The organism is Oceanisphaera arctica (assembly GCF_002936955.1).
GTDB classification, from domain to species: Bacteria; Pseudomonadota; Gammaproteobacteria; order Enterobacterales; family Aeromonadaceae; genus Oceanimonas; species Oceanimonas arctica.
In genome coordinates this window covers 15,961-27,981 of sequence record NZ_MPZM01000003.1, presented here as the reverse complement: position 1 = coordinate 27,981, position 12,021 = coordinate 15,961, and the positions used below count along the sequence as shown (strand labels likewise).

Below are 12,021 nucleotides of genomic sequence, written 5' to 3'. Positions count from 1 at the left end.
CTCCAGGCATTTCGGTTTTCGTCATTGTCCCGCAATGGCGTCGTGCGCATGGTTCTTCACAGGTGATCCATGCATTAGTCGTCTTCGCCTGCGCTCCCTGGTTCATGTCAGCACCGTGTGACTGACAGCGCTCGGCATGCTGAGGATCGACCGGCACAGCTCACGGCTTAGTTTGCTCCTCAGTCTGGCATCATCCGCCATCCGCTACTGGCGAACAATCAAAGCCCATTCAGCGCCAGACCATGCTTCTGGTCTGCCTGTTTCGGCTGGCAGTATCATCCGGCCCTGACCGTCGGTATCTCAGCCATACATTCATTTACCATGGGTACCGATGATTAACCTGGCTCTACCTAGGCCGCCATAGCACCAAGTCTCATAACCGCCCACGGCCATGCTCATCTGGCAGCAGGCTCGCATCATCATGGAACACGCGCCATCTCGACTTTTTTTATTAACCGCCTTCAACGGGTTTCACCGGCATTGTGATGCACAGCATTACGGCTCTGAGTGTTGCCCTAACTGGTAACCGCACACATAACAGAGCCTCTATTTACCATAAACCTGATGTTGGGCTCATTCTGTTTGCCAGGCTGACCAATGGTCATGCCCCGCTCAACGCCATTACTGAACCTTGGTTGCCAGGAAAAGCCAAATAAGTGCCCTACCCTGTTTACCAACGTGCCCCCATGAATGTTGCACTTATTATCTGAATTCCCGCATAACTTCCCAATCTACATTGACTTCTTAGGTAGTCTTTGTTCCATTTGTATCCTTAACAACGATCGGGATACTCAATAAAAAGGTAAAAACATGGAAGAAACCAAAGCCGCTGGTGATGGCGTCGCTGTCATCATCACCCTTCTTATTTTCTTAACACCCTTATTTGTTGCCTGGCTTTCCAGACGAAAGCGTAAAAAATTGGAAAGGAAGCTGATTGACGCACAGGAAGCCCTCGCGCAGGCAGCACAGCACAGCAGCGCCCTTGATGCCAAATACAAGCCCATTACCGATATGGAGTTACACGCCCAACGTCTGCTTGACGAAGCAGAAGAACAAGCCCAGTCCATTAAACTGGACGCGGAACAAATGTATTCAAAAGCAGATAATAAGTTGGTGACAGCTATGGCCGAAGCAGAGCGTCTGGTTCAGGATGCATTGACGCAAGCCAGCGAGGAAGCTGAAGTCATCAAGAGCGAAACCATAAGACTCAATGCCGAGGCCCGTGAAAAAATCAAAAGTGCCAAAAGCAAAGCTGAGCAAATAGAAGAGGAAGGCCGGACCGAAGCCAACAAGGTGATCGACTTCGCCAAGCGACGTGCGGAAGAAATAGCCGGTGATGCCCTGGAAGCCAAAGGCAAGGCCGATCTCTATGAAGCTACTGTGCTAGCCATGCGTAACACCATTGATGGTTACAAAGACGATTACATCATCCCTAATCATGCCGTACTTGATGAATTGGCCGAAGAATACAGCCACAAGGAAGCGGGCGAGCAGCTTAAACAGGCTCGTAAACGGGTACGAGATTTGGTTCAAAACGGCCATGCTGGCAACTGCGACTATGTCGAACATAATCGCAAGGTATACGCCATTCACTTTGCCGTTGATGCCTTTAACGGCAAGGTGGATTCAGCCCTCGCCAAAGTTAAAAATGACAACTATGGCAAAATAAAACAGGAGATCCTGGACGCCTTTGCTTTGGTCAATCACAACGGCATGCCCTTCCGTAATGCCCGCATTAATCGCGAATACCTTGATGCTCGCCTGGAGGAACTAAAATGGGCCGTGGCCACCCACGAGCTACGCCAGATAGAGCGGGAAGAACAACGCGAAATCCGTGAGCAGATGCGCGAGGAAGAAAAAGCACGGCGCGAAATGGAGAAGGCCATCAAAGAGGCCGAGAAAGAAGAAAGGATGCTGCAAAAGGCGCTAGAAGCCGCCCGTAAAGAACTGGCCAGTGCCAATGACGAGCAACGCCTGCAATATGAAGCCCAATTGACCGAGCTGGAAGCCAAGCTAGTGGATGCCGAAGCTAGGGGCCAGCGCGCCATCTCCATGGCTCAGCAAACCCGGCGTGGCCATGTTTATGTAATCAGCAACATCGGCAGCTTTGGAGAGAATGTGTTCAAGATTGGCATGACCCGGCGCCTTGAGCCGCTGGACCGGGTGAAAGAACTTGGCGATGCCTCAGTACCCTTCGACTTTGATGTTCACGCCATGATATACAGCGACGACGCCCCTGCCCTGGAAAAAGAGCTGCACCGCCGTTTTGACGAGGCGTCTGTCAACAAGGTGAACCCGCGCAAGGAATTTTTTAGCCTGAACCTGGCAGAGATCCGCCAAGCAGTGGAGCAGCAGGGTATGAATGAAGCGCACTGGACTATGAAGGCAGAAGCTACCGAGTACCGGGAATCACTCAGTATTTCTAAAAAGCAGAAAGAAGAAGTAGCTGCATAACAGTAATTCAGACCCGATCTGACAGTTACTGACTTTTCTGTCCGTGTCTGTCAGATCTCAATCAGCTCAAGTTTTTCTCCTGCCAGACTGATTTGCCATCAAGTACATTACAGACCTTACATGGTGTTGGACGCTGTCGTGCTCCAGGAGCAAGACCTTCATCACGACTTGCTGGATACCTACGCTTCCAAGAGAAAGTCTCCCTGCCCTTGGACTTATCAGGCTCGGTGCATGATCACTTTTATGGCGGAAAAAAACATAGCTATGTCATAAGGAAGGTCTTCTTACATATTCCGATTCCCAAGGTTCGGCCATTTACTAAACGCAAGAAAATACAAAAGAATTACGTTTACGAGTGGAACCACCATAAGTAGGCTTAGCCACTTCGAATGGCCCGCTTTAGAAAAGATAAACCAAAAAGGCACAACCACCACGGCTGCCATTACCAACATCATGAGTGGTCCCATAGACCACATTTCCATACCATGCATGTTTTCATACATAATATTTCTCCTTTTCTGTAGATCCCAGGTAGCAGACCAAGGCAAGATTGGATGTCGCACTGGCATGAGAAATTTAGATACTAACTACCCCGCGCCATATGCGGGGTATGGGATGGCAGTTATTTATGCTCTTCAACATCATGCTCCATCATTTGCCCCATCATCATTTGCATCATGTTCATGCGCTGCTCCATCATGCCCATGCGCTCTTCCATCCCCATTGATGACATGCTTTGACTTCCTGAACGCATTCCCCCCTGGCCACCCATCATCTGCATCCCTTCCTGCATATCTTTCATATGAGTTTGCATCAGTGCCATGCGTTTTTCGGGATCACTTTCCTGTTTGATATTGGCCATCAATGCCTGCATTTCTTCCATATGCTGGTGCATAGTCTGCATCTGTTCATGATTCATCATGCCCATCATACCGCCACCTTTATTTTCCGTCCCGTGTGGGTGGTGACTTTCGGCAAAGACCGGGCCAGACATGACAGCTGTGATCATTATTACCTTGGCTAATGTCTTCATTGTGATCTCCTTAGACCTTTTTTGCTGATACGGGAATAACCGAGGAATCCTTCCAGGAAAGGCTGTAGCAATCGGTATCAACAGTTTAGTCGAGTGAGCCGAGTTCCCCTTGTCATAGATCAAGAAGCAACAAGACAACCACCCTGCCCTGATCAGCCTTAATACTCCCACCCTTCATAGGATAAAGGCCCGCTGTTCAGCAGCGTTCGCCGCTCCTGCCAGTCGGGAAGATAACGATCCATGTACTGGCGAAAGCGATCGTTGTGGTGGCGCTCCAGCAGGTGGACCAGCTCGTGAACCAGTATGTACTCCAGGCATTCGGGGGGCTTTTTAGCCAACTCCAGATTGAGCCAGATGTGTCTGCTCTGAATATTGCAGCTGCCCCACTTGGTTTTCATCTTCTTTACGCCCCAGCCAGCAGCCTCCACTCCCAACAATGGCTGCCAGTACACCAGCAGCTCGGTGATGCTTTGTTTCATCTCATGGCGGTAGAAATCATCCAGCACCCGGGCCTTGTTGTCCCGGCTGGTACCCGGATTGACCAACAGGAGCAGCTTACTGTTTCCCTGTCTGGTAATTTCATGGCGGCCGGTACGCTCTGTCAGCTCCAGACGATAGCGCCTACCCCACAGATAGTGAGACTCGCCACCTACCAGCTCCCGCTCCGTCTGGCGCGGTTGCTCGGCAAAGCCCTGCTGTTGTTTTTTAATCCAGGGCAGCCGGGAGATCACCGCCATGCGAATGGCGGTGTCGGTCATTTTTTCGGGGGCAGATACCCGAACCCGGCCATCGGGTGGCAACACGCTGATATGCAGGTGCTTGATGGCCTTTCGATTCAGTTGCACGGAAGGCTGCCAATCTGCATTACCGGCATCAGTGATAGTCCTTCTGGGCCTTGGCCAGCTCCATCACCTGCTTAATGTCCAGATCATAGCCGCTGGTTTCTTCCCGAACCGCATTGGCAATTTCCCGCTCCTTGAAGAGATCTCCGATCCAGTCGGCCTTCTTGGTATAACGGATGGCAGTATCGATTTTGGTCACCAGTACTTCATCCTGTCCCAGGTTATCGTACAAGGCCCGTTTGGCTTGGGTATCCATGGTGGCGGGATAACTGGCACCACCTTGTTCAGGTTGGGTCACCTTGCTGGCCAGGGCGCGGATCTGCTCCAAATATTCCTGATAAGACAACGCCTGTTGCCGACGTTGCTCAATCAGCTCGTCCAGCAATCGCTGGGCTTGCCGTTCTATCAACGGCTGTCGCTTATGTTCTCTATTTCAAAATATTGGAGTCGGCAGGAACAACCAACCTGCTACTGGTCACATTGCTGGTTCCTGTCTCGGCGATATTGCTCGGTTCACTGCTCCTCAACGAGACATTGGAAGCTGTCCATTTTGTGGGAATGGCGCTGATTGCTCTGGGCTTATCCGCCATCGATGGGCGACTGTGGGGGCGCAGGGTGACTGCTAAAGCCTAACTGGCACTGCACAGAATTTCCACTGAACGACCAGGCAGGCAAGCAGCGCGGCAGCCTGCCGAAGCCATGGAACAACTACACAACCATGGCCGCTAATAAAATCTACTGCCCCTGCATGACTTATGTGGAGCTGTCGAACTCATTTGAGCGACCGCTTTGCCGTAAGGAAAGTAGAAGGTTCGAGAAAGATGATTGATGAGGTGATAGCAGATAACCGGGCCGGAACCGTTTGCTGAACTCCCCTTCTATCAAAACCATAAAATAAGGGCAGCCTCATGCCTGCCCTTGACTGTTACTTGCCTTTTGATGGGGCATTACCACGACCGCCGCCTGAAGGGCCTCAGAGAGACCCTGCTAGATGATGTTAAAATCAGACTTCACTTGTGCTGTGTGCCACTATCCATCTTAAAATCGAGTGTAAATAGTAGTAAACTCTGCCATTGACTTAAACCTAAATATCGAGATATCTTGATTTATGAGTATTGAAAGCGTAATTTCTGCCCTCAACAACCCTATGCGGCGTCGAATTCTTGACTGGTTGAAAGACAGGTCGAACTTCCCGGCTTCGCTGCCAGAGCATGCCGACTTGGACGGCGTCTGTGTTGCGTACATTCAAGAGAAGGCTGGGTTGTCGCAATCAACAATCTCAAACTACATGAGTGTATTGAAACAGGCTGGGTTGGTGGTTGCTGAGCGCCATGGACAGTGGACGTTTTATCGGCGTAATGAAGACAACATCCAAGCGTTTATCAATGAGGTTGAGAAAGAATTGTTGAAGCCGTAATCGTGGGCATACCACCGCGGCACGAACGGCATGTTGCACACAAAAACGAAGTATCGAAATACTGAGATGGAGAAGCTCAATGACGCAACCTACGACCAAGTATGATTTTTCAAACCCGGAAAGTGTATTGGGCCGCCCGCTTGAGCTTCCCTGTGGTGTGATCCTCAAAAATCGACTGACAAAATCGGCAATGTCGGACTCCCTTGGTGATGGCAAAGGCAATGCTACCGAAATGCAGGCTCGACTCTATGAACGCTGGGCGGAAGGTGGCGTAGCATTGTCGTTGATTGGCGAGGTGCAAGGTGATCCGCGTTATCCCGAAAAGCCAGGAAATCTGGTGTTGGGACCGGATACAAATCAAAAGGCGTTGCGCTCTTTGGCGCGCCGGGGGGCGACTAAGGGTGCACACCTTTGGCCGCAACTCGGGCACGCCGGCGCGCTTTCCCATTTGCCTATCAGCCGACCAAAGGGCCCATCCTCGCTGGATATTGAAGGACTGCAATGCGCGGGTATGACCATCGAAGACATTGAGGAGCTGCCGGGTATCTACGCAAGGGCCGCGTCCATCGCCAAAGATGCGGGATTTGGTGGAGTGCAAATTCATGCCGGGCACGGATTTCTTCTAAGCCAGTTTTTATCCCCGTTGTTCAATCGCCGAACCGATGGGTATGGCGGATCAATCGATGCGAGATTCCGTATCGTTGGCGAGGTGATAGAAGCGGTTCGGCAGGCCGTTGGTACTTCGTTCCCGATTGCTATCAAGATCAATTCAACCGATAAGCTGGAAGGTGGATTGACGGAAAGCGAGGCGATGGAAGTGGTCCGCATCCTCGATAAAACATCTATTGATCTGATCGACATCAGCGGTGGCACCTATTTCCCTGGCGCCGTGGCAAGCTCGGATGGTGCCTCTGGTAACGGGCCCTACTTCCTTGATTTTGCACGCCGAGTGAAAAAGGTGACCGCCATTCCAGTTATGGCAACTGGCGGCTTCAAGACGCGTCAACAAGCAGTAAAGGCTGTCGAGAGCGGCGCTGTCGACATGGTGGGTGTGGCTCGGGCAATGGCTCTAAATCCGTACCTTACTCGTGATTGGTTGAGTGTCGCTGGTGGTGACCCGGTGTTTCCTAAATTCGAGATATCTCCTTCAGGTGGTGTGACTGCTTGGTATTCGATGCGACTGACGGCGCTGGCAGAAGACAACGAAGATGAATTCACTTTGTGCCTGGAGTCCGCCATGAGGCTCTATGAAGAGCGCGATGCGGCGCGCTGCGATGCCTGGCGTAACACCTTCTCTCCGACCCTCAGCAATGGATCGAAAGAGTCCTCCTCACGTCCAGACTCACCATAAACCGTGTTATCGAAATCATCCCGGCCACCTCTGCCTTTGATTTGGCCAATGACACTGGGAACCATTTGCTGACTTCCCCCTCGATCAAACTCATAAAATAAGGGCAGGCTCATGCCTGCCCTTGACGTTTACTTGCCTTTTGGTGGGGCATTACCACGACCGCCGCCTGAAACGACTCCTGTTGTACTAGGCCAATTCCCTCCGGGGCCAGGGTGACTGGATGGTCCACGACCACCCCCACCACCTTTGCCACCACCACCGCCTTTGGAACTACTTCCGCTACCTTTCGCCATTACTGCCTCCACTTATTCGTCTATGGCAACAAATTAAGGCTAGCCGACCCGCTGTGTCAGGATAGTTGTCCGATAGGCTGACAACATCATCCGGTTCTTATTCAGCCATACATTCATTCACTGTGGCTCCGATGATTAACCAGCCTTTGGCCAGACAAACGAGCCCATCTTGGCGGTTATGGCGCCAGATGATCATAACCGCCCAAGGCCATGATCATGTAGCTGGCTGATGTTTGTTTCTCTTTTTATTAGCAATCAGCAGCTCGCCCCAATCCCTTCGGGACCTGACGTGATAAACGAGAAGACCCTATTTACCATAACGCAGTAGTTTCCGCATTATCGGACTGACCAGTGGCTATGCGAACGATCGCTCCAAGCTGTGGCCATCTGGCAGCAAGGTACCAACCCTGCCAAGAACAAATATCTGATTTTTATCAATCCCCTGCCCTTGGGTTCACTGGCAGCAGCTAGTAATATCGATGATACTTTCAACATTAGCGTCGAAGGTCTGGATGAGATAGAAATTCCCGCCACACCCACTGTCGACTGTGAGACGGTCGACGACATCGTGTTTAAAATTAACCAGAAGCTTGAAAGGACGGAGTGAAAATGTCTAACGATATCCCCGAAGTCAGTAAATCTACCCTCCCTACCGACCTCCCTTATACCGAAGCGGCACTCTACGCTGTGTTCCTGAGTACTAGCGCTAGCAAGACTTCTCCTCCCCCTAAGGCCATCGTCAAGATGACAGTGCTGGGAATACTGGAGTCACTCCACACCGAACCCAATGCAACCATGGGCTACTACGAGCTGGGGAAGGAGAGCATGGGTGTTCGCCGTCCCTTGTTCTCTTACGTGGTTGACTCTCTGCACCTCCTCTCGGAAGAAGCCTTGCGCTACCTGAAGGGCCTCGCTCTTTATGGTAAGCGTGAGTTGGAGTATGAGGATGAAATGGAGCAGGTTACCATTGAGGCGGTGTTGGGTTACGCCGTCGCTAAAATAGACTCCGTCCTGCCGGAAGATACCCCGGATACCGATAGAACCGAGGTAGCAAAAATCCTGGACCGGTCGTTAGCTGGTATCGATGGGGTTGTGGTCTACGATAGTGATTCGGTGCGCAAGTCCTGTACTGTGCTTTACAAAGGTCTTCAGCTAGGTGTCGTGGGTGAGCGCGCAGCTAACGGTATGGTAGTCATACAGTTGGGCGAGGGAGTCGAGCGTACTGATACCATCGAAGCCGCTGTCGCGCTCCTGAAGGAAAAGATAAAAGGAGTCGAATCCTCTACCCCTCCCTCGGATTTCTCCTCTTTAGAAGAAAGGTTGATTATGGCCTTCTACGCGATAGACGGCGTTGAGATCCAGGAGGATGACGTCAGTAAAACATCCTGTTTGGTAACCAATAACGGTAATCTTATCGCCACCGTCGCGCATTACGATGGTAACCAGGCGACGATGAAGATTCCTGGAGAAACCATCAGCATCCGTACCCCGCTCTCGGAGATAATTGAGAATCTGAAAGAGGCGATCGTGCACCGCGGTTGTAAATAAGCGCTCATCTTAAGCGCTAATAAAAGGTCCCTTCTGAGACCTTTTGTTTTTTCCTCTCCGGGATACAGCGCCGAACGGGCTCTCCGTGCGCAGTCTCCTCGCCCGGCAATGGCTGCCAGCGCCAGCACTTTTCAATATCGGCGATGGAATATACCGGCCGCCGAAGCTTCTGGTTGGCAACAAGGACGTGCCTATTGTTTTGTTGGCCCATTAAAACCGAGATTCTGATGCTGGGGGATTTGTGACAATCTTTTTCATGTTGGCATAACATTATGCCTGTTGATGCCGTCCATCTGCAGCCCGTTCACAGTATTTTGCTACAGGCACAAAAAAACCCGCCGAAGCGGGTTTTTTAGGTCTTGAATTACCGGAGGGTAATTACAGAGCCTGAATCTGTGAAGCCTGAGGACCCTTGGCACCTTCAGTAGCGGTGTAGGATACTGCCTGGCCTTCTGCCAGAGTTTTAAAACCACCGCCTACGATTTCAGAGAAATGCGCGAACAAATCTTTGCCGCCATCAGCAGGAGTAATAAAACCAAAACCTTTTGCTTCGTTGAACCACTTAACGGTACCGTTAGCCATTTTTTCTTACCTTTATTTTAGTGAGAGCTTATGCTCGGAAAATGCAACAAATATCAAAGAAGGGAAGTTTGGTGACTGTAGTGCCGTAAGGAACAAACAATATACAAAGGCCGCGCTAACTTGAAACTCTATGCTGGAGCGCACTCTACGGAAGCAAAGGGATGGCGTCAAACATTATCGTGAATATTTTTTTTGTTATTTATACAACAAAAAAATACCGCCCCCTTCTACTACCATGCCTATTGCGTTCGGACCGGTTGCGACCGGTTCTCTGGCTGAGCATCATCGGGTATCGGAGCGCGATGTATTCTGTGCTTCAGGCTTGATGGCCGCATCATTCACAAGATGCAGTATGTTGGATGTAAAGCGGCGATCCGGATGTTGTTTGGCCTGATACATGGCTTCATCCGCGTATCGTAACAGGGTGTCGGCATCGGTGCCATTGTTGGGGTACAGACTGATCCCCAGGCTGCCACTGATGCATACCTGCTGCTCGCCAATGGTAAAGGGCTGTTGCAAGGTATCCAGTATGCGATCGGCAATCATGTCGGTATCACCGACATGATCAAGGTGCTCCAATATGATCACGAACTCGTCGCCGCCCAGGCGTGCCACCGAATCTTCCTCACGCACACAATATAACAGCCGTTTGGCCACCATTTGCAGCAAGAGGTCTCCAGCAGCATGCCCCAGGGTATCATTGACCGGTTTAAATCCATCCAGGTCAATAAACAGCACCGCCATTTGGGCTTTAGTTCGTCTTGCGTGACTTAGTGCATGCTCCAGCCGGTCCATCAGCAGGATACGACTGGGCAAACCGGTCAGTGTATCGTGGTGGGCTCGCTCAAGTTGTTCGCGGATGTCTTCTGTCTTCCATTTCCAGAGTACCAGGCACAGCATCAGGATGATGAGCAGGGTAAGAGCAAAAAAACCGAGTAATGCCTGTTTTTGCTGCTCGGCCTTTCGCCCGCCTTCCAGCCATTTATGATGTAACTGCTGGTAAGTGCCGTTTCGCTGCAGTATGGTCATCCCCTGATTGATCTGCGCCAGCAACTCCCGGTTACCTTTGGCGACCGCAAAGCCGTATGTATAGAAGGGTGGGATAGTGCCGGCGAGGACCAGGTTCGTCAGTTTATGTTGCTGGATCTGATACAGCGCTATGCTTTTAAAGCTGACCATGGCATCGTGCTGCCCGGCCGCCAACAGTTTTAATCCAGCTGGGGTATCGGCCACCGTTACCGTCACCAGCTCCGGGTACAGATTGAGTAAATAACGATGTGAAAAATCATCCTCTATGGTGATGACTTCCTTGTTGTGTAAATCATCAAGAGAATAGACGTCGCTATCACCATCTCGCACGATAATGGCGATCGGTGAGATATGATCAGATTCGGCGAAATCGTACAATAGTCGCCGCTCCGGTGACGATATCATGGTCACCATATCGACACCTCCGGTATTGAACCGGCTTAGTACTTCCTTCCAGGGCATGGCCCGGAATTCCACCTCGAACCCCATCACTTCGCCTATCTCACGGATGAGCTCGATATTGAACCCCATGGCCTGATTGGAGGCATCGTTTGCTTCAAACGGAAGTAACTGCTGATCAAACCCGTAAACAAATACAGGGCGATCGGCGGCCTACGTTGCTATGGAGCTGAGAGACAGGATAAACACCAGTATCATCTGTTGCTGGCTGCGAGAAAGGATACTCAGTAGCCTGTAAATAACCGGAGAGATCCGGGTGGTTCTGGATTTTACCACTAGCATAGCTCCCAATCCGTTATCTTCGCGCTTTATTGTTTTCTTTCTTAACCGACCCAAGTGTAATTTGCATACTCAATCGGATACAGTTATTTTTCATTGCAATTTGCAATAAATATAAAGATAGAATGCTTGTTGATTGAGCATGTAGGCATAATCAAGGTGTCAACAAGTGGTGCCGCAGTTATGCGCCAGCCCGTCATGCTGTTCCCAATCACAACAAGACTCCCTAGCCGCCGAGCATGAGGCCTGCGTTCCCGGTCTTTTTACCTAACGTCTCGGCTGGCCGGCACAAACAGCCAGACTGGCCCTTGTGCTCTCGCCGCCATTGCGCCGAATATGGCCGCAATCTCCCCATAACCTAGGAAAATGCTGATGTATGTACTAATGGATATCATGGTGTCGCCCGGCGGCGTGGGCACGTCGGTTTCGCCTTATGTGGCCATGTGCCAGAAAATTTTTGAAGAGGCCGGCCTCACCCACAGCATGCATGGCTACGGCACCAACGTGGAAGGCGAGTGGGAAGAGGTGATGGCGGCGGTCAAGCGCTGCCACGACGATCTGCATGCGGCCGGAGCCGTGCGTATTACCAGCCACATGAAGGTCGGCACCCGGATAGACAGAGAGCAGACCATGGCTGACAAGGTCACCAGCGTGCAGGACAAGCTGAACGCCACCTGAACCAGCGAGCCCTGTTGTCGCCATTCGCCATAGTTGTCGCCGTAATGAGATATAAC

The 12,021-nt window shown here is 51.1% G+C and carries 12 protein-coding genes and 1 pseudogene; 7 read left to right on the top strand and 6 right to left on the bottom strand.

Features of this window, described 5'->3' with window-relative positions:
• Positions 1-810: 810 nt before the first annotated feature.
• Complete coding sequence (locus UN63_RS02220) at positions 811-2,454, top strand: SNIPE associated domain-containing protein (protein ID WP_104485154.1); 1,644 nt, start codon at positions 811-813, stop codon at positions 2,452-2,454.
• Positions 2,455-3,076: 622 nt separating this feature from the next.
• On the opposite strand, the gene UN63_RS02210 is transcribed toward UN63_RS02220, so the two are convergent.
• From UN63_RS02210 to UN63_RS02200, 3 genes are all read right to left on the bottom strand, one after another.
• Positions 3,077-3,487, bottom strand: a complete 411-nt coding sequence (locus UN63_RS02210; protein ID WP_104485153.1) for a hypothetical protein — start codon at positions 3,485-3,487, stop codon at positions 3,077-3,079.
• Positions 3,488-3,645: 158 nt separating this feature from the next.
• The gene (locus UN63_RS02205) at positions 3,646-4,332 is read right to left on the bottom strand and encodes a M48 family metallopeptidase (protein WP_229793448.1); all 687 of its coding nucleotides are present in this window, start codon (positions 4,330-4,332) and stop codon (positions 3,646-3,648) included.
• Positions 4,333-4,360: 28 nt separating this feature from the next.
• Positions 4,361-4,738 carry a hypothetical protein gene (locus UN63_RS02200; protein WP_219821049.1) on the bottom strand — a complete coding sequence of 126 codons (378 nt, stop codon included), beginning with the start codon at positions 4,736-4,738 and terminating at the stop codon, positions 4,361-4,363.
• Between UN63_RS02200 and UN63_RS17450 the strand changes: the two genes are divergently transcribed.
• The 5 genes from UN63_RS17450 (at position 4,660) to UN63_RS02175 (ending at position 8,938) form a co-directional block, all read left to right on the top strand.
• The gene (locus UN63_RS17450) at positions 4,660-4,962 is read left to right on the top strand and encodes an EamA family transporter (RefSeq protein ID WP_219821055.1); all 303 of its coding nucleotides are present in this window, start codon (positions 4,660-4,662) and stop codon (positions 4,960-4,962) included. The two genes, UN63_RS02200 and UN63_RS17450, sit on opposite strands and share 79 nt — an antisense overlap.
• A gap of 475 nt (positions 4,963-5,437) precedes the next feature.
• A complete protein-coding gene (locus UN63_RS02190) occupies positions 5,438-5,746 on the top strand; it encodes an ArsR/SmtB family transcription factor (RefSeq protein ID WP_104485152.1) in 309 nt (102 codons plus the stop codon).
• 79 nt (positions 5,747-5,825) lie between these two features.
• Positions 5,826-7,097 carry an NADH:flavin oxidoreductase/NADH oxidase family protein gene (locus UN63_RS02185; protein WP_104485151.1) on the top strand — a complete coding sequence of 424 codons (1,272 nt, stop codon included), beginning with the start codon at positions 5,826-5,828 and terminating at the stop codon, positions 7,095-7,097.
• 672 nt (positions 7,098-7,769) lie between these two features.
• A complete protein-coding gene (locus UN63_RS02180; protein WP_104485150.1) occupies positions 7,770-7,997 on the top strand; it encodes a hypothetical protein in 228 nt (75 codons plus the stop codon).
• 2 nt (positions 7,998-7,999) lie between these two features.
• Complete coding sequence (locus UN63_RS02175; protein WP_104485149.1) at positions 8,000-8,938, top strand: hypothetical protein; 939 nt, start codon at positions 8,000-8,002, stop codon at positions 8,936-8,938.
• A gap of 378 nt (positions 8,939-9,316) precedes the next feature.
• Here the strand turns inward: UN63_RS02175 and UN63_RS02170 are convergent, their stop codons facing one another.
• The 3 genes and pseudogenes from UN63_RS02170 to UN63_RS17370 all read right to left on the bottom strand — a co-directional run.
• Positions 9,317-9,520: a cold-shock protein gene (locus UN63_RS02170; protein ID WP_071474100.1), complete on the bottom strand. Its 204-nt coding sequence runs from the start codon at positions 9,518-9,520 to the stop codon at positions 9,317-9,319.
• Between the two features lie 282 nt (positions 9,521-9,802).
• On the bottom strand, positions 9,803-10,420 hold the full coding sequence (locus UN63_RS17375) for a GGDEF domain-containing protein (protein ID WP_268244980.1): 618 nt from the start codon (positions 10,418-10,420) through the stop codon (positions 9,803-9,805).
• An 84-nt stretch (positions 10,421-10,504) separates the two neighbouring features.
• A pseudogene (locus UN63_RS17370) lies at positions 10,505-11,125 on the bottom strand (transporter substrate-binding domain-containing protein); the annotation flags it as partial.
• A gap of 534 nt (positions 11,126-11,659) precedes the next feature.
• On the opposite strand from UN63_RS17370, the gene UN63_RS02160 reads away from it, so the two are divergent.
• Complete coding sequence (locus UN63_RS02160) at positions 11,660-11,965, top strand: MTH1187 family thiamine-binding protein (protein ID WP_104485147.1); 306 nt, start codon at positions 11,660-11,662, stop codon at positions 11,963-11,965.
• Positions 11,966-12,021: the final 56 nt, after the last annotated feature.